This window comes from Streptomyces sp. NPDC005899, assembly GCF_040629645.1.
GTDB lineage: Bacteria > Actinomycetota > Actinomycetes > Streptomycetales > Streptomycetaceae > Streptomyces.
In genome coordinates this window covers 10,361-34,983 of record NZ_JBEXWB010000033.1, presented here as the reverse complement: position 1 = coordinate 34,983, position 24,623 = coordinate 10,361, and the positions used below count along the sequence as shown (strand labels likewise).

General features: G+C 73.1%; 24 protein-coding genes, 1 tRNA gene and 1 riboswitch. Of the genes, 19 read left to right on the top strand and 6 right to left on the bottom strand.

What is annotated here, in order from left to right; genetic code table 11:
- The coding region (locus tag ABZ371_RS07110) for a cobaltochelatase subunit CobN (protein WP_358674661.1) at positions 1-2,167 on the bottom strand (2,167 nt) is incomplete at its 3' end.
- Between the two features lie 33 nt (positions 2,168-2,200).
- Positions 2,201-2,351, bottom strand: a riboswitch (cobalamin riboswitch).
- A 118-nt stretch (positions 2,352-2,469) separates the two neighbouring features.
- On the opposite strand from ABZ371_RS07110, the gene cobG reads away from it, so the two are divergent.
- From cobG to cobJ, 3 genes are all read left to right on the top strand, one after another.
- Positions 2,470-3,759 (top strand): precorrin-3B synthase, encoded by a 1,290-nt coding sequence (gene cobG / locus ABZ371_RS07105; RefSeq protein ID WP_358674658.1) that lies wholly within the window; start codon positions 2,470-2,472, stop codon positions 3,757-3,759.
- Between the two features lie 56 nt (positions 3,760-3,815).
- Positions 3,816-4,442, top strand: a complete 627-nt coding sequence (locus ABZ371_RS07100) for a precorrin-8X methylmutase (RefSeq protein WP_205019232.1) — start codon at positions 3,816-3,818, stop codon at positions 4,440-4,442.
- 98 nt (positions 4,443-4,540) lie between these two features.
- The gene (gene cobJ, locus ABZ371_RS07095) at positions 4,541-6,022 is read left to right on the top strand and encodes a precorrin-3B C(17)-methyltransferase (protein ID WP_358674677.1); all 1,482 of its coding nucleotides are present in this window, start codon (positions 4,541-4,543) and stop codon (positions 6,020-6,022) included.
- Positions 6,023-6,139: 117 nt separating this feature from the next.
- Here cobJ and ABZ371_RS07090 read toward each other — a convergent pair whose 3' ends face one another.
- Positions 6,140-6,916, bottom strand: a complete 777-nt coding sequence (locus ABZ371_RS07090; protein ID WP_358674674.1) for a cobalt-precorrin-6A reductase — start codon at positions 6,914-6,916, stop codon at positions 6,140-6,142.
- A gap of 21 nt (positions 6,917-6,937) precedes the next feature.
- On the opposite strand from ABZ371_RS07090, the gene ABZ371_RS07085 reads away from it, so the two are divergent.
- The gene (locus tag ABZ371_RS07085) at positions 6,938-8,056 is read left to right on the top strand and encodes a cobalt-precorrin-5B (C(1))-methyltransferase (RefSeq protein ID WP_358674655.1); all 1,119 of its coding nucleotides are present in this window, start codon (positions 6,938-6,940) and stop codon (positions 8,054-8,056) included.
- A 224-nt stretch (positions 8,057-8,280) separates the two neighbouring features.
- Here ABZ371_RS07085 and cobM read toward each other — a convergent pair whose 3' ends face one another.
- Entirely contained in the window at positions 8,281-9,030 is a 750-nt protein-coding gene (gene cobM, locus ABZ371_RS07080) for a precorrin-4 C(11)-methyltransferase (RefSeq protein ID WP_358674652.1), read from the bottom strand.
- Complete coding sequence (gene cbiE / locus ABZ371_RS07075) at positions 9,027-10,253, bottom strand: precorrin-6y C5,15-methyltransferase (decarboxylating) subunit CbiE (RefSeq protein ID WP_358674649.1); 1,227 nt, start codon at positions 10,251-10,253, stop codon at positions 9,027-9,029. The genes cobM and cbiE overlap by 4 nt, the downstream gene beginning before the upstream one ends.
- A 434-nt stretch (positions 10,254-10,687) precedes the next feature.
- Between cbiE and ABZ371_RS07070 the strand changes: the two genes are divergently transcribed.
- From ABZ371_RS07070 to ABZ371_RS07050, 5 genes are all read left to right on the top strand, one after another.
- Positions 10,688-11,110: a YciI family protein gene (locus ABZ371_RS07070; RefSeq protein ID WP_358674647.1), complete on the top strand. Its 423-nt coding sequence runs from the start codon at positions 10,688-10,690 to the stop codon at positions 11,108-11,110.
- Positions 11,111-11,394: 284 nt separating this feature from the next.
- A complete protein-coding gene (locus ABZ371_RS07065; RefSeq protein ID WP_358674644.1) occupies positions 11,395-12,009 on the top strand; it encodes an HhH-GPD-type base excision DNA repair protein in 615 nt (204 codons plus the stop codon).
- 102 nt (positions 12,010-12,111) lie between these two features.
- The gene (locus ABZ371_RS07060; RefSeq protein ID WP_358674641.1) at positions 12,112-13,659 is read left to right on the top strand and encodes a M20/M25/M40 family metallo-hydrolase; all 1,548 of its coding nucleotides are present in this window, start codon (positions 12,112-12,114) and stop codon (positions 13,657-13,659) included.
- Positions 13,660-13,882: 223 nt separating this feature from the next.
- Entirely contained in the window at positions 13,883-14,179 is a 297-nt protein-coding gene (locus ABZ371_RS07055) for a type II toxin-antitoxin system VapB family antitoxin (RefSeq protein ID WP_003955420.1), read from the top strand.
- A 142-nt stretch (positions 14,180-14,321) separates the two neighbouring features.
- On the top strand, positions 14,322-14,921 hold the full coding sequence (locus ABZ371_RS07050) for a LytR C-terminal domain-containing protein (RefSeq protein ID WP_358674671.1): 600 nt from the start codon (positions 14,322-14,324) through the stop codon (positions 14,919-14,921).
- Positions 14,922-14,938: 17 nt separating this feature from the next.
- Here ABZ371_RS07050 and upp read toward each other — a convergent pair whose 3' ends face one another.
- Positions 14,939-15,574 carry a uracil phosphoribosyltransferase gene (upp, locus tag ABZ371_RS07045; protein ID WP_358674638.1) on the bottom strand — a complete coding sequence of 212 codons (636 nt, stop codon included), beginning with the start codon at positions 15,572-15,574 and terminating at the stop codon, positions 14,939-14,941.
- Between the two features lie 169 nt (positions 15,575-15,743).
- Between upp and ABZ371_RS07040 the strand changes: the two genes are divergently transcribed.
- The 8 genes from ABZ371_RS07040 (at position 15,744) to ABZ371_RS07005 (ending at position 20,431) form a co-directional block, all read left to right on the top strand.
- Complete coding sequence (locus ABZ371_RS07040) at positions 15,744-15,926, top strand: hypothetical protein (protein ID WP_358674669.1); 183 nt, start codon at positions 15,744-15,746, stop codon at positions 15,924-15,926.
- 218 nt (positions 15,927-16,144) lie between these two features.
- The gene (locus ABZ371_RS07035; protein WP_358674666.1) at positions 16,145-16,720 is read left to right on the top strand and encodes a hypothetical protein; all 576 of its coding nucleotides are present in this window, start codon (positions 16,145-16,147) and stop codon (positions 16,718-16,720) included.
- An 81-nt stretch (positions 16,721-16,801) separates the two neighbouring features.
- Complete coding sequence (tadA, locus tag ABZ371_RS07030; RefSeq protein WP_358674664.1) at positions 16,802-17,230, top strand: tRNA adenosine(34) deaminase TadA; 429 nt, start codon at positions 16,802-16,804, stop codon at positions 17,228-17,230.
- Between the two features lie 112 nt (positions 17,231-17,342).
- Positions 17,343-17,427 (top strand) — tRNA-Ser (locus ABZ371_RS07025).
- 386 nt (positions 17,428-17,813) lie between these two features.
- Complete coding sequence (locus ABZ371_RS07020; protein ID WP_358674635.1) at positions 17,814-17,978, top strand: hypothetical protein; 165 nt, start codon at positions 17,814-17,816, stop codon at positions 17,976-17,978.
- 11 nt (positions 17,979-17,989) lie between these two features.
- Entirely contained in the window at positions 17,990-18,283 is a 294-nt protein-coding gene (locus tag ABZ371_RS07015; RefSeq protein ID WP_358674632.1) for a Dabb family protein, read from the top strand.
- Positions 18,284-18,469: 186 nt separating this feature from the next.
- Positions 18,470-19,330, top strand: coding sequence for an RNA polymerase sigma factor SigF (locus ABZ371_RS07010; RefSeq protein WP_358674630.1), 861 nt, complete (start codon positions 18,470-18,472; stop codon positions 19,328-19,330).
- A gap of 234 nt (positions 19,331-19,564) precedes the next feature.
- The gene (locus ABZ371_RS07005) at positions 19,565-20,431 is read left to right on the top strand and encodes an RNA polymerase sigma factor SigF (protein WP_358674627.1); all 867 of its coding nucleotides are present in this window, start codon (positions 19,565-19,567) and stop codon (positions 20,429-20,431) included.
- Between the two features lie 361 nt (positions 20,432-20,792).
- On the opposite strand, the gene ABZ371_RS07000 is transcribed toward ABZ371_RS07005, so the two are convergent.
- Positions 20,793-21,008, bottom strand: coding sequence for a hypothetical protein (locus ABZ371_RS07000; protein ID WP_358674625.1), 216 nt, complete (start codon positions 21,006-21,008; stop codon positions 20,793-20,795).
- A 407-nt stretch (positions 21,009-21,415) separates the two neighbouring features.
- Here ABZ371_RS07000 and ABZ371_RS06995 point away from each other — a divergent pair, with 407 nt between their 5' ends.
- Complete coding sequence (locus ABZ371_RS06995; protein WP_358674622.1) at positions 21,416-21,928, top strand: MarR family winged helix-turn-helix transcriptional regulator; 513 nt, start codon at positions 21,416-21,418, stop codon at positions 21,926-21,928.
- 23 nt (positions 21,929-21,951) lie between these two features.
- Positions 21,952-24,474, top strand: a complete 2,523-nt coding sequence (locus tag ABZ371_RS06990; RefSeq protein ID WP_358674619.1) for an MFS transporter — start codon at positions 21,952-21,954, stop codon at positions 24,472-24,474.
- Positions 24,475-24,623: the final 149 nt, after the last annotated feature.

Genomic DNA, 24,623 nt, shown 5'->3' with positions numbered 1-24,623 from the left:
CCTCGGTCTCGTCGGCGGCGGTCCCGGTGGCCGCCGACTCGTCCAGGCCGAGCGCCTCGCGCAGGCCGGGCAGCGAGGCCGTACCGCCCCAGATCTGGCGGGCGCGCAGCACGGCGAGGACGAGGTTGACGCGGTCCTGGCCGGCCGGGGCGCTGCCCAGGACGTGCAGCCCGTCGCGGATCTGGACGTCCTTGATCTCACAGAGCCAGCCGTCGAGATGCATGATGAACTCGTCGAAGCCCTCGTCCTCGGGGCGGTCCTCCAGCCCCAGGTCGTGGTCGAGCTTCGCGGCCTGGATGAGGGTCCAGATCTGTGCGCGGACCGCCGGGAGCTTCGCCGGGTCCATGGCGGCGATCTGGGCGTGCTCGTCCAGCAGCTGTTCGAGGCGGGCGATGTCGCCGTAGCTGTCGGCCCTCGCCATCGGCGGCACGAGGTGGTCCACGAGGGTCGCGTGCACCCGGCGCTTGGCCTGGGTGCCCTCCCCCGGGTCGTTCACCAGGAACGGGTAGACCAGCGGCAGATCGCCCAGCGCCGCGTCCGGGCCGCAGGCCGCGGAGAGGCCGGCGTTCTTGCCGGGCAGCCACTCCAGGTTGCCGTGTTTGCCGAGGTGGATCATCGCGTCGGCGCCGAAGCCGTTGTCGTCGGCGGACGCGGCGATCCAGCGGTAGGCGGCCAGGTAGTGGTGCGAGGGCGGCAGGTCGGGGTCGTGGTAGATCGCGATCGGGTTCTCGCCGAAGCCGCGCGGCGGCTGGATGAGGATCAGCAGATTGCCGCGCCGCAGGGCGGCGAGCACGATGTCGCCCTCGGGGTTGCGGGACCGGTCGAGGAACATCTCGCCGGGCGCCGGGCCCCAGTGCTCCTCGACGGCCTCGCGCAGTTCCGCGGGCAGCGTGGCGTACCAGCGGCGGTAGTCGGCGGCGGGGATGCGGACCGGGTTGCGGGCCAGCTGCTCCTCGGTGAGCCACTCCTGGTCGTGGCCGCCGGCCTCGATGAGCGCGTAGATGAGCTCGTCGCCGTCGCCCGAGACCAGGCCCGGGATGTCCTCCTCGGGGCCGAAGTCGTACCCCTCGGCACGCAGCCGGCGCAGCAGGGCGACGGCGCTCGCGGGGGTGTCGAGGCCGACGGCGTTGCCGATGCGGGAGTGCTTCGTCGGGTACGCGGACAGGACGAGCGCGATCCGCTTCCGGGCGGCCGGGATGTGGCGGAGCCGGGCGTGGCGTACGGCGATCCCGGCGACCCGGGCGGCCCGCTCGGGGTCGGCGACGTACGCGGGCAGGCCGTCCTCGTCGATCTCCTTGAAGGAGAACGGCACGGTGATCAGGCGGCCGTCGAACTCGGGGACGGCGATCTGGGTCGCGGCGTCCAGCGGGGAGACGCCCTCGTCGTTCTCCTCCCAGGCCGCCCGCGGGCTGGTGAGGCAGAGCGCCTGGAGGACGGGCACGTCGAGGCCGGTGAGGGCGCCCGCGTCCCAGGACTCGTCGTCGCCGCCCGCCGAGGCGGTGGCCGGCTTGGTACCGCCCGCCGCGAGGACGGTGGTCACGATGGCGTCGGCGGCGCGGAGTTCGTCGATCAGCTCGGGCTCGGGGGTCCGCAGCGAGGCGACGTACAGCGGGAGGGGGCGTGCGCCGGCGTCCTCGACGGCGGCGCACAACGCCTCGACGAACGCGGTGTTCCCGCTCATGTGGTGGGCGCGGTAGTAGAGCACCGCGACGGTCGGGCCGGTGACGTCCCGGGCGGTCCGCTCCAGCGGGCCCCACGCCGGGGCCGGGGCGGGCGGATCGAAGCCGTGGCCGGTGAGCAGGACCGTGTCGGAGAGGAAGCGGGCCAGCTGTTCGAGGTTGGCGGGGCCGCCGTGCGCGAGGTAGGCGTGCGACTCGGCCGCGATGCCGATGGGCACGGTGGAGGCCGCCATCAGCTGCGCGTCGGGGGCCTGTTCACCGGTGAGCACGACGACGGGGCGGCCGGTCGCGAGCACCTGGTCGAGCCCGTCCTGCCAGGCGCGTACGCCACCGAGGAGGCGTACGACGACGAGGTCCGTACCGTCCAGGAGCCCCGGGAGGTCGTCGAGCACGAGACGGGAGGGGTTGGCGTAGCGGTAGCCGACCGGGCCCCGCGCGGCGCGGGCGCTCAGCAGGTCGGTGTCGGACGTCGACAGGAGCAGGATCATGCGGCGTCAGCCCTTCCTCGGGGTGTCCACGCCCCGGGCGGTGTGTCGGACGGCGGGAGTTCCTGACTCGCCCGGCCGGGGCCGGGTTCACAGTGGCGGGACCGCGCCGGAATCTCACCGGGCTTCCTCCCATGTCGCCGTCTGGCGATGGCGGGCCGAACGGACCGCCGCTAGGCATAGTAGGCGGCGGGTGGGGGGTCCTGACCAGACGGCCCCGTCCCGGCCGGGGCCGCGGCCGGATGTCCCGTAGGTCACAGTGACCGCAGGGGTGCGGCCCGGTCACGGTCGGTATGCTCGCCGCCATGTCCGCCTCCCCCCTTCCGCCCCGGCCTCCGGGTGACGCGTGTGCCCGGAGCAGCGGTGACGCGTGCCCCGGCGCGCTGCGCCTGCACCGGGCGGACGACGGCGCGCTGGCGCGGATCCGCATACCCGGCGGCATATTGACGCCCCGTCAGGCGGGCGTCCTGCGGGAGGCGGCCGAGCGGTTCGGTGACGGTGAGTTGCATCTCACCTCCCGGGGGAACGTGCAGTTGCGCGGCCTCTCCGCCGACTGCGGTGCCGAACTGGCCGGTCTGCTGAGCGGCGCCGGGCTGCTGCCCTCGGAGCGCCACGAGCGGGTGAGGAACGTGGTCGCGTCCCCGCTCTCCGGGCTGGACGGCCGCGGGGCCGCCGACATCGGACCGTGGCTGACCGAGCTGGACCGTCTCCTGTGCGCGAGCGACCGGGCGACGGCGCTCTCCGGACGTTTCCTCTTCGCCCTCGACGACGGCCGCGGGGATGTCGACGCCCTCGGCGCCGACCTCACGCTGCTGGCCCACGGCGACGGCGGCGCGCTGCTGCGCGTCGGGGACACGGACTCCGTGCTGCGCGTACCCGCCGCCGACGCGCCCCGTGCGGCGCTCGTCGCCGCCGGTGCCTTCCTCGACGCAGCCCGGGACACCGGCGCCTGGCGGATGAAGGACCTCCCGGGCGAGGCCGCGGCCGCGCTCCCCGACGACGTGCGGCGGCGGCTCGCAGAGGCCGGCATCACCGGGGCCGCCCGGTCCCGCCCCCGCCCCGCGACGGCCCCGCCCCCGGCGCACGGACGGCTTCCGGGCAGCCGCGAGAAGGACGCGCTGTCCGTCGGCGTACCGCTGGGGCGGCTGGACGCGGCGCAGTGGCGCCTGCTGTCCGGCGCCGGCGGACTCCGGCTCACCCCGTGGCGCGGGGCCGTCGTCACCGGCGTCGCCCCCCGCCGTGCGGACGGCCTGCTCGCCGCCCTCGCGAAGGCCGGCCTGATCACCGGCCCCGGCTCTCCGTGGGCCGGTGTCGGGGCGTGCGTCGGCCGGCCCGGCTGCGCGAAGTCGCTGGCCGACGTGCGGGCCGACGCCGGGGCCGCCGTCGGCCCGGCCGGCCGGCTCCCTGTGTACTGGTCCGGGTGCGAACGCCGGTGCGGCCATCCGCACGGGGAGTGGATCGACGTGGTCGCCACCCCGGACGGACACCGGATCTCTCACGTGCGGGGGGACCGGACCACCGGGACCGCCACGGTCCGGGACGACCCCGCCGCGCTCGCCGCGGCCGTGGCGGCGGCCCGGGGCGCCCACACCTGACCACCACGCACCACGCCCCCCTGTTCGGCCTGTTCGACGAAGAAAGCGACAGCACTGTGCACCAGTACGAGAAGGACGGACCGGCGATCTACCGCCAGTCCTTCGCCACCATCCGCGCGGAAGCGGACCTGGCAGGGCTGCCCGCCGACGTGAGCCAGGTCGCCGTCCGCATGATCCACGCCTGCGGCATGGTCGACCTCGTACGCGACCTCGCCTTCTCCCCGAACGCCGTGGCCGACGCCCGCGCGGCCCTGCGGTCCGGTGCGCCCATCCTCTGCGACGTGGCCATGGTCGCCAGCGGGGTCACCCGCAAGCGGCTGCCGGCGGACAACGAGGTGATCTGCACCCTCTCGGACCCCGCCGTCCCCGGGCTGGCCGCGGAGCTCGGCACCACCCGCAGCGCCGCCGCCCTCGAACTGTGGCGGGACCGGATGGAGGGGGCGGTCGTCGCCGTCGGCAACGCGCCCACCGCGCTGTTCCGGCTGCTGGAGATGATCGAGGAGGGCGCACCCCGCCCCGCCGCCGTCATCGGCGTGCCGGTCGGCTTCATCGGGGCCGCCGAGTCCAAGGAGGCCCTGGCCGCCCATCCGTCCGGCCTGGAGCACCTCGTCGTACGGGGCCGGCGCGGCGGCAGCGCGATCGCGGCCGCCGCCCTCAACGCGATCGCCAGCGAGGAGGAGTGAGCGTGCCCGAGCAGCAGCAGACCGGCGGCCCCCGCACCACCGCGGGCGCGGCCGGCACGAGCGGCGCGGCCGGCACAGGCGGCGCCGGCACCGGGCGGTTGTACGGGGTCGGGCTCGGCCCCGGCGACCCCTCCCTGATGACCGTGCGCGCCGTGCAGGTGATCGGGGAGGCCGACGTCATCGCCTACCACTCCGCCCGCCACGGCCGCTCCATCGCCCGCTCCATCGCGGCGCGGCACATCCGCGCCGACCACATCGAGGAGGCGCTGGTCTACCCCGTCACGACGGAGACCACGGACCACCCGGGCGGTTACCGGGGAGCGCTGGACGAGTTCTACACCGAGGCCGCCGCCCGCCTCGCGGCACACCTCGACGCCGGCCGCACCGTCGCCGTGCTCGCCGAGGGCGACCCGCTCTTCTACGGCTCCTACCAGCACATGCACAAGCGGCTCGCGGACCGTTACGACACCGAGGTCATCCCCGGTGTCACCTCGGTCAGCGCCGCCGCGGCGCGGCTGGGCACCCCGCTCGTCGAGGCCGAGGAGGTGCTGACGATCCTGCCCGGCACGCTGCCGGAGGAGGAGCTCACGGCCCGCCTGGCGGCCACCGACTCCGCGGTCGTGATGAAACTGGGCCGTACGTTCCCCGCCGTGCGCCGGGCGTTCGAGGCGTCCGGGCGGCTGCCCGAGGCACGGTACGTGGAGCGCGCCACCATGGCGGGCGAGCGCATCGGTGATCTCGCGGAGACGGACGCGGACTCCGTGCCGTACTTCGCGGTCGCCGTGCTCCCCAGCAGGATCGACGCCCCACGGCCCGAGCGGTCACCCGGTTCGGGCGAGGTCGTCGTGGTCGGCACCGGGCCGGCGGGACCACTGTGGCTCACCCCGGAGACCCGCGGGGCACTGGCCGCCGCCGACGACGTCGTGGGCTACACGACCTACCTCGACCGGGTGCCGGTGCGGCCCGGGCAGCAGCGCCACGGCTCGGACAACAAGGTGGAGTCGGAGCGCGCCGAGTTCGCCCTGGACCTGGCGCGCCGGGGCCGCCGGGTGGCCGTCGTGTCCGGAGGCGATCCCGGGGTCTTCGCCATGGCGACCGCCGTCCTCGAGGTCGCCTCGCAGGAGGCCTACACCGACATCGCCGTCCGGGTGCTGCCCGGGGTGACGGCGGCCAACGCGGCCGCCGCCCGCGCGGGAGCTCCGCTGGGCCACGACTACGCCACCATCTCCCTCTCGGACCGGCTCAAGCCGTGGGAGGTCATCGCCGAGCGACTGCGCGCGGCGGCCGCGGCCGATCTCGTGATGGCGCTGTACAACCCCGGCTCGCGCAGCCGGACCTGGCAGGTCGGCAAGGCCCGCGACCTGCTGCTCGAACACCGCTCGCCGGACACGCCCGTGGTCCTCGGCCGCGACGTCGGCGGGCCGGCCGAGAGCGTGCGCACGGTGCGGCTGGCCGACCTGGACCCGCTGGACGTGGACATGCGGACGATCCTCATCGTGGGGTCCTCCCAGACGCGCTGGGTGCACCGGGGCGACGGCCGCCAGATCGTCTGGACGCCCCGCCGCTACCCGGAGGCCTGAACCGGCGCGGCCGGCGAACGCTGACGGTCACACGCGGGGCGGGACGGTCCTCACCCCGGGGAAACGGTCACCGCGCCGGGTGAGGCCGGACGTTCACCGCCGGGCAGGACAGGACGGTCACCGCGGCGGGCAGGGGGCCGCCGTCCACCCGTTCGCTGCCGCGAGGTCCCGCAGCCAGGCGACGGCCTCCTCCGGCGTCCCGGCGACCGGCACGCCGTCCGGCACCGGTGGCCGGCGCACCACGACCACCGGCACCCCGGCCTCACGGGCCGCGGTCAGCTTCGGGGCGGTCGCGGCGCCACCGCTGTCCTTGGTGACCAGGACGTCGATGCGGTGGCGCCGGAGCAGGTCGCGCTCGCCGTCCAGGCTGAACGGACCCCGGTCGAGCAGGACCTCCATGCGCGGCGGGCATGGGGCCTCCGGGGCGTCCACCGACCGCACCAGGAACCACAGGGCGTCCAGTCGGGCGAACGCCGCCAGCCCCATCCGGCCCGTCGTGAGGAAGATCCGCCGGCCCAGTGCGGGCAGCAGTTCCGCGGCACCGGCCAGCGAGTCGGTGACGTGCCACAGGTCACCGTCGGAGGGCACCCAGCCGGGCCGGCGCAGAGCCAGCAGGGGAACATGGACAGCGGCGGCGGCCCCGGCCGCGTTGAAACTGATCGTCCCGGCGAAAGGATGGGTGGCGTCGATGACCGCATCCACTCGGTGCGCACGGAGCCACTCGGCCATGCCGTCGGCTCCACCGAAGCCCCCGACGCGTACCTCACCCGGGGGGAACCGGGGCCGGGCGACGCGACCGGCCAGTGAGCTGGTGACCTTGATCCCCTCCACGGGCACCAGGGACTCGGCGAGCCGACGGGCCTCCGTCGTGCCACCGAGAACGAGCAGGTGCAAGGGCATGGGACCGGTCCATCCATGAGCAGTGAGCCGCGGGGCGGGCGCGACGCCCAACTCAAGCACACCGGTCTGCGACCGGGCTGGACGACCGGCGCCTGCGCGACGGCGGCCGCCACAGCGGCGTACACGGCCCTGCTCACCGGCGAGTTCCCCGACCCCGTGACCATCACGCTGCCCCGGGGCCAGACCCCCGCCTTCGCGCTCGCGGTCGAGCAGCTGGCCGACGGCCGGGCAACCGCAGGCGTGGTCAAGGACGCGGGCGACGACCCGGACGTGACCCACGGAGCCCTGGTGCGCGCCACCGTACGCCCGCTGCCGCCGGGCTCCGGCGTGGTGTTCCGGGCGGGCCCCGGTGTCGGCACGGTGACGCTCCCGGGGCTGCCGCTCGACGTCGGGGAGCCCGCGATCAACCCGGTCCCCCGCCAGATGATGCGGGACCACATCGGGCGGGTGGCGGCCGAGCACGGGGGGACCGGCGATGCCGAGATCACGGTCTCGGTGGACGACGGGGAGGAGATCGCACGTTTCACGTGGAACATTCGTCTGGGCATCCTGGGCGGACTCTCCATCCTCGGCACGACGGGTGTCGTGGTGCCGTACTCCTGCTCGGCCTGGATCGACTCGATCCGACGGGGAGTGGACGTGGCGCGGGCGGCCGGCCATCGGCACGTGGCGGGATGCACGGGCTCGACCTCCGAGAAGACGGTGGTCGCGGAGTACGGCCTGCCGGAGATCGCCCTGCTGGACATGGGCGACTTCGCGGGTGCGGTGCTGAAGTACGTACGCCGCCATCCGGTGGACCGGCTGACGATCTGCGGTGGGTTCGCCAAACTGTCGAAACTGGCGGCGGGCCACCTGGATCTGCACTCGGGCCGTTCCCAGGTCGACAAGCCGTTCCTGGCCGGGCTGGCGCGGCAGGGCGGAGCGAGCGAGGAGCTGGCCGCGCGGATCGAGGTGGCCAACACCGGCCTGGCAGCGCTTCAGCTGTGCATGGCGGCGGGGGTCCCGCTGGGCGACCTGGTGGCGGAGAGGGCGGGGGAGCAGGCGCTGTCGGTCCTGCGCGGTGCGCCGGTGGCCGTGGACGTGATCTGTATCGACCGCGCGGGGACGGTGGTGGGCCGGAGCGCCGTGCGTTGACGCCGGTCGCCGACCGCCGACGCCGGCCGGAGCGCCGTGCGATCACGCCGGTCGCCGACCGCCGACGCCGGCCGGAGCGCCGTGCGATCACGCCTGGTGGTGGGCGGAGGGCACTTCCCGCCCGTACGCACGTACCGGCCGATGGACTTCCCCGCCCGGCCGGTGCCGCCCACGCACCCCCGGCCGGCGGGGCCCCGTCGACCGGCGGCCCCGGCCGGCCGGTGTCAGCAGGAGTGGCGGTCCCGGTGCGGGGAGTACAGGTGGCTGTCCCGGAACTGCTCGGCGCCGAGAGTCCGCCCCACCATGATCACGGCCGTCCGCACCACCCCGGCCTCCTTCACCTGCCGCGCGATGGACTCCAGCGTCCCGCGCAGCACGATCTCGTCCGGCCGTGAGGCCATGGCCACCACCGCCGCCGGGCAGCCGGCCCCGTAATGCGGCAGCAGTTCCTCGACCACCCGGTCGACGTATCCCGCCGCCAGGTGCAGCACGATCAGCGCGCCGCTGCGGCCCAGCGTGGCCAGGTCCTCGCCCTCCGGCATCGCGGTCGCGCGCTGGGCGATCCGGGTGAGGATGACGGTCTGCCCGACCGTGGGCACCGTCAGCTCCCGCTTGAGGGCGGCCGCCGCGGCGGCGAACGCCGGCACACCGGGCACGACGTCGTACGGCACGCCCGCCTCGTCGAGCCGCCGCATCTGCTCGTTCACCGCGCTGAAGACCGAGGGGTCGCCGGAGTGCAACCGGGCGACGTCGTGCCCCTCCTCGTGCGCGCGCACCAGCTCGGCGGTGATCCGGTCGATGTCGAGCTGGGCGGTGTCCACGAGCCGGGCGTCCGCCGGGCAGGCGTCGAGCAGTTCCCGGGGCACCAGGCTGCCCGCGTACAGGCAGACGGGGCTGGCGGCGAGGATCCGGGCGCCGCGCACCGTGATCAGGTCGGCGGCACCGGGGCCCGCGCCGATGAAGTACACCGTCATCCGTTGTCTCCTGAAGAGGTCGAAGGGGCCTTGCGTACGGACCACTGCGTGACGGGCATGGCCTGACGCCACCCCGTGAAGCCGCCGACGGGCACCGCGTGGGCCACCGCCAGCCGCACCAGGTCTCCGCCGAGCCGGCCGTACCACTCGGCGAGCAGCGCCTCCGACTCCAGCGTGACCGTGTTGGCGACGAGCCTGCCGCCCGGGGGCAGCGCGTCCCAGCAGGCGTCGAGCAGCCCCGGCGCGGTGAGGCCGCCGCCGATGAACACGGCGTCGGGCGCGGGCAGCCCGGCCAGGGCCTCGGGTGCCCGGCCGGTGACGACACGCAGGGCGGGGACACCCAGCCGGTCCGCGTTGCGCGTGATGCGGGAAGCGCGCACCGGGTCACGCTCCACGGTGAGCGCACGGCAGGAGGGGTGGGTCCTGAGCCATTCGACGGCGATCGATCCCGAACCCCCGCCGATGTCCCACAGGAGCTCACCGGGCGCGGGAGCCAGAACCCCGAGCGTCGCGGCCCGGACGTGGCGCTTGGTCAGCTGACCGTCGCTCTCGTACGCCTCGTCGGGCAGACCGGGTACGGCTCCGAGGCGCAGGGCGCCCGGGGTGCTGCGGCAGTCCACCGCGACGACGTTGAGCGGGTCGCCCGGCGGGTGGGCCCAGGTGTCGGCGGTGCCGTCCAGGCAGTCCTCGTCCGTGCCGCCGAGTTGTTCGAGGACCCGCATCCGGCTGGGGCCGAAACCGCGGTCCCGCAGCAGCGCGGCCACGGCGGCGGGCGTGGCCGCGTCCGCGCTCAGGACCAGCAGCCGGCGGCCGTCGTGGAGCGCGGCGGCCAGCCGGGCCGCCGGACGGCCGACCAGGGTGACGGTCTCCGTGTCCTCGAGCGGCCAGCCGAGCCGGGCGCAGGCGTAGGACACCGAGGAGGGGTGCGGCAGCACGCGCAGCGCCCCGGCGCCCAGTTCCTCCGTGAGGGCGCGGCCGATGCCGTAGAACATGGGGTCGCCGCTGGCCAGCACCGCGATCGAGCGCCCGGCGTGGGCGGTGAGCAGGCCGCGCACGGCGGGGCGCAGGGGCGACGGCCAGGGCACCCGCCGGCCGGCGCACGCCGGTGGGAGCAGGCCCAGCTGGCGTTCACCGCCGATGAGCACCTCGGCGTCCAGGAGCGCGGCGCGCGCTGTGCCGGGCAGGCCCGCCCAGCCGTCGGCGCCGATACCCACGACGGCCACGGCCGGCGCGGACGGGGGCGCCGGTGGTTCGGATGGTGCGGGACACACGGCCGGTACCTCGGGGTTCGTGGGGACGACGCTGCCGAACTCTACTGTCCGGCCCGGTCAGGGCCCCGGCCAGGGCCGCCCCGGACGACAGCCGTACGCCGGCCGGGCCACCGGATCGCGGACCGCACCACGGGTCGTGCGTGCCACCGGCACCGCCTCGCCGGCGCCCCGCTCGCCGTCCTCACGTTCGCCGTCCTCACGCCCGTGCCCGCCCCGGCCGAACGGCGGCCGTGCACCGTGCGCGCTCGGCAGCAGTCGCGACACCACGGGCGCCGGCGAGTGATTTCGGGCCGGGCCCCCGCGCGTTGGCCGGTCAGGGGCGCCCGGTCCGGCGTCCCCTGGGAGGGCCGCCCGCAGGGGGCGGCGCAGCACCCGAGGAGCGCGTCATGAAGTACCTGGTGATGGTGCAGGGCTCGCAGGCCGACTACGAGGCGATGGCCGGCACGGCCTCCCCGGCCGGACCGGCCTGGAACGAGGAGGACATGCGGGCGATGTTCGCGTTCATGAAGGCCGTCAACGACGACCTCACCGAGTCCGGTGAGTTGGTGGACGCCAACGGACTGGCCGAGCCGGCGCGTACCCGGTTCGTCGGCGCCGGACAGGACGGCCGGCCGGTCGTCTCCGACGATCCCCACGGACGGACCGAGGTCGTGCTCGCCGGCTACTGGGTGCTCGCCTGCGAGAGCCTGGAGAGGGTCACCGAGATCGCCGCGCGCATCGCGACCTGTCCGCAGCCCGCGGGCGCTCCGGACCATCCCGTCGTCATCCGGCAGATCATGGGGGAGGGCGCCGGGGAGTCCGCGGGGTGACGGGGGGGCGCGTGAGCCGCGGGACACACGAGGTCGAGGACCTGCCGCACACCGCGCTCGGGGACCGAGCGCGCCGCTCCGAAGGACAGGGGCACGCCGCAGGTCACCGGCACGCCCGTCCGCCGCTGCGGACCACGGCCCACTCCGGTGCGGCCGCTACCCGCCCGCCTGCGGACGCCCGGGGCCGGCGGCCGCGCCGGGCCGCCCGGGGGCGAGCGCGCCGCGCCGTGGCCCCGGTCCGCCCGGAGTCGCCGATGGCCGTCATCCTCGCGATGATCAAAGGTATGACCGACGACGACAGGACAGGCGGACACGCCTCCGTGCGCATCGCCCAGCAGCCGGAAGCCGACGAGCTCCTGGGACGCAGTCCGCTGGCCGCCCTGGTCGGCATGCTGCTGGACCAGCAGGTACCGATGGAGTGGGCCTTCACCGGGCCCTTCACCCTGGCGCGGCGCATGGGGTCCGACGACCTGGACGCCCAGGAGATCGCCGCGTACGACCCGGACGCCTTCACCGAACTCTTCACCACGAAACCCGCCCTGCACCGCTATCCGGGTTCCATGGCGAAGAGGGTGCAGCAACTCTGCCGGTTCCTGGTCGCGGAGTACGGCGGTGAGGCGAGCGCCGTCTGGGAGGACGCCGGCACCGGCGCCGAGTTGCTGGAGCGGCTGGGCGCGCTGCCCGGGTTCGGCACCCAGAAGGCGCAGATCTTCCTGGCCCTGCTGGGCAAGCAGTTCCAAGTCCGCCCGACGGGGTGGCGGGAGGCGGCGGGCCCCTACGGGGAAGCGGGCTCGCACCGTTCGGTGGCCGACATCACCGGCCCCGAATCGCTCGCCGAGGTACGGGCGTACAAACAGCGGGCCAAGGCGGCGGCCAAGGCCGCACACCAGACCAAGTGATCGCGAACAAGCCATAACCGGTCACTGCCGGTCTCGGCGGTTCACAGACACCGGCCGGCTCGCTAGCTTTCCTCCACATCCGTTCACACCGGAAGGACTCCTGTGCACGCAACTCGTCGCAGAGCCGTAGCCGTCGTGGCCGCCACCGCCCTGGCCACACCGCTCCTCCTCGCCGCGTCCCCCCACCACGGACACACCCCGCACGATCCGGCGAAGGAGGCCGCCGCGCTGTCGCAGAAGCTGGTGAAGCGCTCGTCGGCCAAGGACGCCTACCGGCACCTGCAACGGTTCCAGGCGATAGCCGACTCGGCGGGGGGACACCGCGCGGCGGGCTCGCCCGGCCACGACGCCTCCGCCGCCTACGTCCACCGGCTGTTGCGGGAGGCGGGCTACAAGGTCGGCTACCAGGCCTTCGACTTCGTCTACACGGAGACGCTCGCCGAGAAGCTGTCCGTCGTCTCCCCCACGCCCCGCGACATCGCGGTCCGGGCGATGACCTACACGAAGTCCACCGCGGTGGGCGGCCTGCGGGCGGCACTCGTGGCCGTGCCCGCCGACGACACCACCGGGTGCGAGGCCGCCGACTACGCGTCCGCCACCTTCACGGGCAAGATCGCCCTCATCAAGCGCGGCGGCTGCTCCTTCGCCGAGAAGCAGGCGGCCGCCGCCACCGCGGGCGCCGCGGGCGCGGTCATCTACAACAACACCGCAGGCGCGCTCTCCGGCACCCTCGGGGGCGCCGAGGCGGGCAGGATCCCGACCGGCGGGCTCACCCAGGCGGAGGGCGAGAAGCTCGTCGCCGACCTCGCCAAGGGGGAGGTGACGGTCTCCTTCGAGATACGGGAACTCCAGGAGGAGCGCACCACCCGCAACGTCGTCGCGGAGACGCGGGGCGGGAACGCGGCCAGGACGGTCATGCTCGGCGCCCACCTCGACTCGGTCACCGACGGGCCGGGCATCAACGACAACGCCTCCGGCTCGGCCGGCCTCCTGGAGGTCGCCCTGGAGCTGGCGCGCTCGCACCGTACGCCCGCCAACAAGGTGCGTTTCGCCTGGTGGTCCGCGGAGGAGAACGGCCTCCTGGGCTCCGAGGCGTACGTGGCGAAGCTCTCCGAGGCGCAGCGGTCCCAGCTCGCGCTCTACCTCAACTTCGACATGATCGCCTCGCCGAACGGTGTCCAGTTCGTCTTCGACGGCGACGACTCCGACGGCGTTGGCGAGGGCCCCGGCCCCGAGGGGTCCGCCCAGCTGGAACGCGACATCACCTCCTTCCTGGACCGCAAGGGCAAGCCGCACACCGGCACGGACTACACCGGACGCTCCGACTACGGGCCGTTCGTCGAGGCCGGGATCCCGTCCGGTGGCACGGACACGGGCGCCGAGGGCATCAAGACGGCCGCCGAGGCGAACAGGTTCGGCGGCACGGCCGGCGTCGCGTACGACCCCTGCTACCACGCGGCCTGCGACGATCTGGACAACCTCGACATGGGCCACTACGACACCAACATCGACGTGATCGCCAACGCCGTGGGCACCTACGCCTACGACCTCCGCTCCCTGTCCCGTCCCGTGGCCGCCGCCCCCGCCACCGGGGCCACCGGCCGGGACGGCGGGCTGCGTGAGGGCCACGCGCACGGCGTCACCCGGTAACGGTCCGGCACCCTGGTCCCCCGTACGCCGCAGGCGCGTCGGCGCCCGCACGGCCCGCCTGCGGCGTACGCCCCCGGATCACCCGGCACGTCCCGCTCCCCCGGACGCCGCCCCTGCGGACGCCGGCCCCCGGATGGTCCCCTCCGGTCGACGGCACGCCGAACGGCACGGTAGTCCCGTGCCATGGCTGCGCCAGGAGGCCCACGCCCGGTAGGCTTTCCGTGTGATCTTCAAGCGCATCGGAAATGGGCGGCCATATCCCGACCACGGCCGGGAAAGCACCCGACAGTGGGCGGATGTGGCGCCGCGTCCGGTCCGCCTGGACCAACTGGTGACCACCAAGGGCCAACTGGACCTGGAAACCCTCCTCGCGGAGGACTCCACGTTCTACGGCGACCTCTTCGCGCACGTGGTGAAGTGGCAGGGCGACCTCTACCTCGAGGACGGGCTGCACCGCGCCGTGCGCGCCGCCCTTCAGCAGCGCCAGGTGCTGCACGCCCGCGTCCTCGAACTCGGCTGACCGCGCCACTCCCACCCGTGGCCCATTTCGGGCCTTTCGGGTGTTTTTATGCTCATACGGGTGCCACCCACTGATCCTTTGAGTAGGCATCATCAGCAGGTCGCATTACGCTGCGGCCATGAGCATGCTGACCCCTCCCGGCATGGGCGGAAAGTACCGCGTCACGGGCAACACGTACCCCCGTATGCGTCGCCCCCGGAATCGCCGCAAACTGGTTCTCTCGGCGACCGCAGCCGTGGTGGCTCTCGGCCTGGCCGGATGGGGCACGCTCCAGATCGTCGACGTCTTCACCGGAAGCGACGAGCAGGCGAACGCGGCGGACCGCCCGAAGACCTGCCCCTCACCGAAGGCGTCCGCTCCCGCGAAGGCCCTGCCGAAGCCCGCCGCCATCAAGGTCAACATCTACAACGCCACGCCCCGCAGCGGGCTCGCCAAGGCCGCGGCGGACGAGCTGAAGAAGCGGGGCTTCGCCATCGGCAAGGTGGACAACGCGCCTGCCGCCTACGACAAGAAGGTGACCGGCACCGGGCTCCTGCTGGGCGCCCCGACGGCGGTGAACGGTTCGTTCCCCGTGCTCGCCACCCAGCTGCCCGGGGCCCTGCGGAAGACCGACGCCCGCAGGACGGCGGACGTCGACCTGATCATCGGCGCGAAGTTCAAGGCGTTCAGCACGCCCGCGGCGGCGGCCTCCGCGCTCACGGCGCTGACGAGGCCGGCCCCGGCGCCCTCCGCCTGTTCCTGAGGGCGCCCAGGGAGGCGTCAGTCGGCGGTGCCGTACATGCGGTCACCGGCGTCCCCGAGGCCCGGCACGATGTAGCCGCTCTCGTTGAGCCGCTCGTCGACCGAGGCGGTGACCACCGTGACCGGCGTGCCCGCCAGCTCGCGCTCCATGACCTCGACGCCCTCGGGCGCCGCGAGGAGCACGACCGCGGTGACGTCGTCCGCACCGCGCTTGATCAGCTCCCGGATGGCCGCGACGAGCGTGCCACCGGTGGCCAGCATCGGGTCCAGGACGTAGACCTGCCGGCCGGAGAGGTCCTCGGGCATCCGCGTCGCGTACGTCTCCGCCTGGAGCGTCTCCTCGTTGCGGATCATGCCCAGGAAGCCGACCTCGGCGGTCGGCAGGAGACGGACCATGCCGTCCAGCATGCCGAGCCCGGCCCGCAGGATCGGGACGACCAGGGGCCGCGGGTGGGACAGCTTCACACCCGTCGTGGGCGTCACCGGGGTCTCGATGTCGACCTGCTCGGTCCGCACATCCCTGGTGGCCTCGTACGCGAGGAGGGTGACCAGCTCGTCGGCGAGCCGCCGGAAGGTCGGGGAATCGGTGCGCTTGTCGCGCAGCGTGGTGAGTTTGTGCGCCACCAGCGGGTGGTCGACGACGTGGATCCGCATGCCGTCAACAGTAGCCGGGCTCCCGGCGGGCTCCTCGCCGGTCCGCGCTGGCATCAAGCGCCTGTCCGGGGGGAAGGTGGGGGCATAAGGACCCAGGCTTGGGGTGGTGTGTCGATTGCCCGACGGGGAGCAGTGGAACCAGGCGCGGACGCGGCGCGACTCGCGCGACGTGCCCGAAGCGCGGGACAGCATGCCGGACGCGCAGGAGAGTGACGCGGCGCGCCGGAGACGCCGGGCGCAGTTCCTGCGCGAACTCCACGAGGCGAAGCAGCTCCGCGACCGGGTGCAGCCGCGCCGCGCCCGCGCGGCCCGTATGCGCCAACAGATGCGGATGCGCACGTTCCGCTGGTGACCGCCCGGCGCCGGGCCCCTGGGACAGGCCGTCCGAGGACGGCGCCGGAGCTGCCGCCGACCGGGCACTCCCGCAACTGATGGCCGACGCAACGGCCGAAGAGGTCTCGCGACGCGCTGGTTTCTGCCACGATGCCGATTGGGCGGGGCCCAGAGCAGCCGGACGACCGTCTGCCCTCCCGTCGGACCGATTCACCTATGACCAGTGGGAGAGTCACGGTGTACTTCGCCGCACTGCTCGCTCGCACCGAAGACGGGTGGGAAGCGAGCGACACAGAGCTCGACGATGTGGAAACCCTGTCCGACCTGACGGATCTGGCCCGTGAGGCCTCGGTGGACGAGGACACTGTCCTGGTCTACATCGAGCAGGAGGACGCCTGGTTCGGCGTCGTCCGGGTGGACGGTGAGGAGGACCCCCGTATCTACGTCTCGGACGCGTCCGCCGCCGCCCGCTCCTCGTACGGGGAGATCCTGCTCACCGACGAACTGCTCGGCCGCGAACCGGGGGCCGAGGACGAGATCGCCGCACTCGAGGAGCTCGTCGACCTCGACGTGCCGGAGGACGGCGACCCCGACGACATCCAGGACGGCGCCGGCGATCCGGCCGTCGCCGCCGTCCCCGACCTGGATCCGGAACCCGGCCCCGACGCCGTACCGGCGGGACCGCTCGGCGAACTCGGGCTGCTGGCCGACCTCGGTCTGTCCGAGAAGGACCTGCTGACCCTGCGCACGGACGCGCTCGTGGAGATCGCGGACGCGCTCGGCGCCTCCGATGTCCTGGAGACCGTCCGCTAGGGTCCGCGGGTGACCGCACCACCACCCCCACCCACCTCAGCCCCTCCCACCGATCCCGTACGGGACCCGTGGCAGGCATCCATGCGCCAGGCCCTCGACGAGGCCGCGCAGGCGGCGCTGGCCGGCGACGTGCCGGTCGGCGCCGTCGTGCTGGGCCCGGACGGCGCCCTCCTCGCCACCGGCCACAACGAACGCGAGGCGACCGGCGATCCGACCGCGCACGCCGAGGTGCTGGCCCTGCGCCGCGCCGCGGCGGCCCTCGGGGGCTGGCGGCTGACCGGCTGCACGCTCGTGGTCACCCTGGAGCCCTGCACGATGTGCGCGGGCGCGCTCGTGCAGTCCCGGATCGGCCGTGTGGTCTACGGGGCGCGGGACGAGAAGGCCGGGGCCGCGGGTTCGCTCTGGGACGTGGTCCGCGACCGCAGGCTCAACCACCGCCCGGAGGTGGTCCACGGTGTGCTGGAGGACGCCTGCGCGGCCCTGCTGACGACGTTCTTCCGCCACCGCTGAGCCGCCGTCGAGCCGCCGCCTCGCCGCCGCGGCCTCCGCCGGCGGCGCACCGCGGGGGCCTGTCGGGAATCGGATTTCTGACCAGGGCCGGGGATGGTCTAAGCTCTCTCTCGGTAGCGTGTCCGAGCGGCCGAAGGAGCTCGCCTCGAAAGCGAGTGTGGGGAAACTCACCGAGGGTTCAAATCCCTCCGCTACCGCTCTTGACGAAGGGCCCGGCGCATTGCGCCGGGCCCTTCGAGCGTTCGGTGTCACCGCCGGGGTGCGGGATCCGGGGAAAGCGGCATCGGGGGGACAAGCCGCTTCCCCCGGTGGGATCAGGACCGGAGGCCCCCGCCGCGTTCGGGGGGCCACGGCGTGGACCTCGTGGAGGTCCTGCCCTCGGCCCGCGCGGTTCTGACACACACCGCGGGCCGCTTCCCATCCTCCTCCCCACCAGAAGCCGCGCCCTCGGACAAAGGGCCCGGATCGCCGGGTCCTTGGTCCCTGAAGGCGGCGCGATCGAGCGGAAAGGCCCCCCGGACACGTGCACGTGTGCGGCTAGAATCACGCGACTGCACAGGTGATCGAGCGTAGGGGCGGGGCTGTGGCGCAAGCGAAGAAGATCGCGCTCTACTTTGTTGTGGTCTTCGTGCTGTACACGATCATCACCTCTCCCGCCCGGGCCGCCGACCTCGTCCAAGTAGGGTTCGAGGGCATATCGAGCGCCGCTCAGGGCGTCGGAGACTTCATGTCCGAGCTCGTGAAGTAGGAGAACCCCCCATGATCCGCCACCTGGTCCTGTTCAAGCTGAACGACGGCGTCGAACGGGACGACCCGCGGGTCGTCGCGGGGGTCCGGGCCTTCCAGGAGCTGGGCGGGAAGATCCCCGAGCTGGAGTTCTGGGAGTGCGCCTGGAACATCACCGAGCGGCCGATCGCCTACGACTTCGCCATCAACTCGGCGGTCGCCGACGAGGACTCCCTGAAGCGCTACATCGAGCACCCGGCCCACCAGGAAGCCGCCGGACAGTGGCGCGCGTTCGCCACTTGGGTGATCGCCGACTACCCCTTCTGACGTTCCCCTCCGCCGGGCCGCCCGCCCCCTCGCCGTACAAGGAAGGGGCTTATCGGCGTGTTTAAACCAGAAAGCCCTCAACACGACTCTATGCGGTGCTTGCACATAGAGGACATGTCTTGTGATGCTATGACCGCTTTTGACGGATGAGTTGACCGTGGTTGACCGCAAAGGGGTGGCGTCACCGTGCCGGCCAGTACAGCGCCTCAAGTCCCGCCCCAGAACGTCCAGACCGACGACATCCAGACCGAGACGCCCGACCCGTCCGCACCCCCCGCGAGGACCAGGGGGGCGGACACCAGAGCGCTCACCCAGGTGCTGTTCGGGCGCCTCAAGGACCTCGAGCCCGGCACCGCCGAACACCACCGGGTGCGGACCGCGCTCATCGAGGCGAACCTTCCGCTCGTGCGGTACGCCGCGGCCCGGTTCCGCAGCCGCAACGAACCGATGGAGGACGTCGTCCAGGTCGGCACCATCGGCCTGATCAACGCCATCGACCGGTTCGATCCGGAGCGCGGCGTCCAGTTCCCCACGTTCGCCATGCCGACCGTGGTCGGCGAGATCAAACGCTACTTCCGGGACAACGTGCGGACCGTCCACGTGCCGCGACGGCTCCACGAGCTCTGGGTGCAGGTCACCGGCGCGACGGAGGACCTGACGACCGCTCACGGCCGCTCGCCGACCACGGCGGAGATCGCCGAGCGGCTGAAGATCGCCGAGGAGGAGGTGCTCGCGTGCATCGAGGCGGGACGCTCGTACCACGCGACCTCGCTGGAGGCGGCCCAGGAAGGTGACGGGCTGCCAGGACTCCTGGACCGGCTCGGGTACGAGGACCCGGCCCTGGCCGGGGTCGAGCACCGCGACCTGGTGCGGCACCTGCTCGTCCAGCTGCCCGAGCGCGAGCAGCGGATCCTGCTCCTGCGCTACTACAACAACCTGACGCAGTCACAGATCAGCGCGGAACTCGGTGTCTCCCAGATGCACGTGTCAAGGCTCCTGGCCCGAAGTTTCGCCCGATTGCGATCCGCAAACAGGATCGAGGCGTAGCCGGAACGGGTAGACCCCGTACAGGCCGGCCGCGGGGGCGTAAAAGGCGCACACCCCCTGTTTCCTGCGCAGTCTCCCCGCAGACTTGTCGACTTGTCACTACAGCGTGTTGCCGACATGTGACATTCTGCAGGAACCGCGTTTGCCGCAGCCCCACCTCCGGTATTCAGGTGGAGGCTGCGTTCCTCCGATGGTCGTGGCCACCGCGACCGTCCGCGACCTCAAGGGGGTGGCATGTCCGCAGAACAGGGCAGCTCACAGGTGCTCACGCTCACGAAGAGCGTGCCCGCACCCGCCGTGCTCACCAGCTCGCCGGAAGCCATCGACACCCGCACCCTCTCCCGCTCCCTGTTCCTGCGGCTCGCCGCGCTGGGGCCCGCCTCGGGCCCCGAAGGACCGGAGAGCCCCGAGCGGACCTACGTGCGGGACACACTCATCGAGCTCAACCTCCCGCTCGTGCGGTACGCGGCGGCACGGTTCCGGAGCCGTAACGAACCCATGGAGGACATCGTCCAGGTCGGGACGATCGGCCTGATCAAGGCCATCGACCGCTTCGACTGCGAACGGGGCGTGGAGTTTCCCACGTTCGCGATGCCGACCGTGGTGGGGGAGATCAAGCGCTTCTTCCGGGACACCTCCTGGTCGGTACGGGTGCCGCGCCGGCTCCAGGAGCTGCGGCTCGCCCTGACCAAGGCCAGTGACGAGCTCGCCCAGAAGCTGGACCGCTCGCCGACCGTCCCGGAGCTGGCCAAGGCGCTCGGTGTCTCCGAGGAGGACGTCGTCGACGGCCTGGCCGTGGGCAACGCCTACACGGCCTCCTCGCTGGACTCCCCCTCCCCCGAGGACGACGGCGGCGAGGGCTCCCTGGCGGACCGCCTGGGCTACGAGGACCTGGCGCTGGAAGGCGTCGAGTACCGCGAGTCCCTGAAGCCCCTGCTCGCCAGACTCGCGCCGCGCGAGCGGCAGATCATCATGCTGCGCTTCTTCGCCAACATGACCCAGTCGCAGATCGGCGAGGAGGTCGGCATCTCGCAGATGCACGTCTCCCGGTTGCTGACCCGGACCCTCACCCAGCTCAGGGAAGGGCTCATCGCCGACTGACGCGCGGGGTTCCGGCCGGGGTGCGGACAGCCGCCGTCCTCCGGCCGGATCCCCCACGCGTCCGGCACCGCCACCTGCCGCTCACGCGGCTCCACCGGCCGCCCGGGCACCCCGACCACCGCCTCGGCGGCCGCGTCACGCCGCAGCCCGCCCGACAGCGCGCGGAGAACGCGGCACACCCGCCCCCTTCGCCGGTCGAGCGGGGGAGGCGGGTGCGGAGAAGGCGTGCGGAGGGAGGGGCGTACGGAGGCTGCGGGCAGGCCGGGTGGCCCGCCCGAGGTCCTTCGCGCGCCTGCGGGTCCCGGGGTCGAGGTACCGGGAGCTGGTGTCCGTACCGGCCCGGGTCGTACGGGCGGTCCGGTCAGCCGAGCGCGAGCCAGGCGACGGCCGCGAGGACGACGAGGACCGCGACGACGCCCACGATCACCCCGGTCCTGGAGCGGGACGCGGCCTCGGCGGGCCGGCGCCTGCCCTGCGGCTCGCCCTCGTCGACGAAGGCGCGGAACATCTGGGTGCTGCCCGCCGGATCGTGAGTGCCCTCGGGGCCCGGCTGCGGGGCGTGGGGGTTGTGTGCCATGGCCCAGGACCCTAGCGAACTCGGGCCTGCCGCCCAACCCCCGGGTCCACCACGGGTGATGCGCGCCCGGGATGTCCACGGCCCCTCCACCCCGGCCGTCGACGCGTCCGTACCCCTGTACGGGGGTGGCGCGCGCCGTCCGCGCCCACGCCGTGCCCGCTCTCCGGACGTACGCCGTGCGCGATCCCGTACACCCCGTCGGCGCGGTCACCAGTGCCGCGGTCGCCTGTGCCCAGGGACACATCCGGCCCGGGTCACCCCCTGTGCGCTGGGGGCTTGACCGGGAGGCTACGGAGGCTTTGGGCTTCCTTTACTTGTGCAAGGCCCATTTCGTTTGCCTGTAGCAACCAACAGCTTCTATCGTTGCCCTAAGCAACAAGATGACCCGTGAGAAGTCTGGAGGGCCGGTGGCCGCACGGAGCCAGTACGAAGAACTGGCCCGGCAGCTCAGCGCCGTCGGAGCCGTCAAACGGGGCCTCGCCCGCATCCTGCCCGCCGAGTGCCCGAGCGGATCGGCCGCGGTGCTCACGCTGCTGGCCAAGTACGGCGAGATGCGGATCACCCGGCTGGCCGAGCTGCTGGCCGTCGACATGTCGGTGACCAGCAGACACGTCGCCCATGTGGTGGACAACGGCTGGATCGAGCGGTTTCCGGACCCGGCGGACAAGCGGTCCCGCATCCTGCGGCTGACCCCGGCCGGCGACGAACTGCTGGACGACCTGACACGGCGGACCACCGAAATGTTCGCCCACAACCTCATCGACTGGTCCGACGAAGAGGTCGGACAGCTCAACACGTTGTTGTCCCGGCTGCGCGACAGCTTCGCCTGCCGCAACTCCGGCGGATGCGTCCCCGGACGGCACAGCGGCGACTGCCGCACCGGGCACTCCGACGACTCGTACACCCGTACACCCGTGTAACAGAAGCAAAGACAAGGAATTTCATGGCTACGACCACACCGACCGGTGTGCGGGGCGGCCACGCCAAGCACGGGGGCTCAGAGGTCCCCGACGGCACGCCGATGACACACCGGCAGATCATGGAAGCGCTGACCGGGCTGCTGCTCGGCATGTTCGTCGCGATCCTGTCGTCGACGGTCGTCTCCAACGCCCTGCCCGAGATCATCTCCGACCTGGGCGGCGGCCAGAGCGCCTACACCTGGGTCGTGACGGCCTCGCTGCTGGCCATGACCGCCACGACGCCCCTGTGGGGCAAGCTCGCCGACCTGTTCAGCAAGAAGCTGCTGGTCCAGATAGCCCTGGTCATCTACGTCGGCGGCTCGGTGGTCGCCGGCCTGTCGACCAGCAGCGGCATGCTCATCGTCTGCCGTGTCGTCCAGGGCGTCGGCGTCGGCGGTCTCTCCGCCCTCGCCCAGATCGTGATGGCCGCGATGATCTCCCCGCGCGAGCGCGGGCGCTACAGCGGTTACCTCGGCGCGGTCTTCGCCGTCGCCACCGTGGGCGGTCCGCTCCTCGGCGGCGTCATCACCGACACCAGCTGGATGGGCTGGCGCTGGTGCTTCTACGTGGGTGTGCCGTTCGCGGTGATCGCCCTGATCGTGCTGCAGAAGACCCTGAAGCTCCCGGTGGTCAAGCGCCAGGTCAAGGTCGACTGGTCGGGCGCCTTCTTCATCAGCGCCGCCGTCTCCCTGCTGCTGCTCTGGGTGACCTTCGCCGGCGACAAGTACGACTGGGTCTCCTGGCAGACCTACACGATGCTCGGCGGCACCGCCGTCCTCATCGCGCTCTTCCTGCTCGTCGAGTCCAAGGCCAGCGAGCCGATCATCCCGCTCCGCCTCTTCCGCAACCGCACGATCACCCTGGCCTCCGCGGCCTCGCTGTTCGTCGGCATCGGGATGTTCGCGGGCACGGTCTTCTTCAGCCAGTACTTCCAGCTGGCGCGTGACAAGTCGCCGACGATGTCCGGCGTCATGACGATCCCGATGATCGCCGGCCTGTTCCTCTCCTCGACGATCTCCGGGCAGGTCATCACCAAGACGGGCCGCTGGAAGGCCTGGCTGGTCAGCGGCGGCTTCCTGCTCACCGCGGGCCTCGGGCTGCTGGGCACCATCCGGTACGACACCGAGTACTGGCACATCGCGATCTTCATGCTCGTGATGGGTCTCGGCATCGGCATGATGATGCAGAACCTGGTCCTCGCCACGCAGAACCAGGTCGCTCCCGCGGACCTCGGCGCCGCCAGCTCCGTCGTCACGTTCTTCCGTTCGCTCGGTGGTGCGATCGGCGTCTCGGCGCTGGGCGCCGTCCTGGGCAACCGCGTCACCCACTACGTCAAGGACGGCCTCGCCGACCTCGGCCCCCAGGGTGCCGCGCTGGGCCACGGCGGTACCGGGGGCGGGGGCATCCCCGACCTCGACACGCTCCCCGCTCCGCTCCGCACGGTCATGGAGGTCGCCTACGGGCACGGCGTCGCGGACGTCTTCCTGTCCGCCGCACCGGCCGCCCTCGTGGCGTTCGTCGTGACCATCTTCATCAAGGAGGTCGCCCTGAAGACCAACGCGGGCAACGACGCCGTCCCGGCCGCGGCACCCTCCGTCGAGGCTGTCGGGTCGCAGGCGGCCGGGTCGCAGGCTGCCGGGTCCACCGACACGACCACCGCACTCGTCGCCGAGGGAACGGCCGGGATCACCTCGGCCGGAACCGGTGGCGCCGGCGCCGAGGCCCCGGCGGCGACCGTCCAGGGCACGCCCGTGCGCGGTGTCGTGCGCGGCGCCGAGGGCGCACCCGTCGCCCGGGCGGCCGTCACGCTCATCTCGCTGGGCGGCCGGCAGCTGGGCCGTTCGGTCGCCCAGGCCGACGGCGGTTACGTCCTGGACGCCCCCGGATCCGGCAGTTACGTCCTGATCGCGTCCGCCGACGGCTTCCAGCCGCAGGCGTCCACCGTCGTGGTCGCGGACGAGCCGCTGGCCTACGACATCCTGCTCGCGGGGACGAGCGGCCTCTCCGGAACCGTACGGACCGCCGAGGGCGCGGAACCCGTCGAGGGCGCGATGGTCGTCGTGACCGACGTGCGCGGCGACGTACTGGCCACCGGCGTCTCCGGCGCCGGCGGGGAGTTCGGCTTCGCCGAGCTGATCCCCGGCTCCGTGACCGTCGCCGTGACGGCCCCCGGCTTCCGCCCGCTGGCACTGCCGGTGGAGATCGGCGGCCAGGGCGTCACCCGAGCCGACGCGGTGCTGCAGTCGGGCGCCGTGGTGCGCGGTGTCGTCCGGGCCGGATCCGGCCGGGTCCCGCTGGCCGACGCCCGCGTCACGCTGATCGACGCGGCGGGCAACGTGGTCGGCACCTCGACGACCGGTGAGGACGGCGTGTACGCCTTCGCCGACCTGGATGCGGGCGAGTACTCGGTCGTCGCGACCGGCTACCCGCCGGTGGCCGGGGCGCTGACCGTGACCGGCAGCGGCGTCGACGGCCACGACATCGAGCTGGCCCACCCGGGCGCGTAGTCGCACGGAAGATCCACCAAGACCCCTGGCGGGATGGCGCTTCGAGCGGAGAGGCTGTCGCCGCCGGCGGAAAAGGGCCCCGTGGTGGGGTGGGGGGAGGTCTGGATCGGGTACAGCGACCCCCGCAGGGCCCACCCCACCGCGCAAAC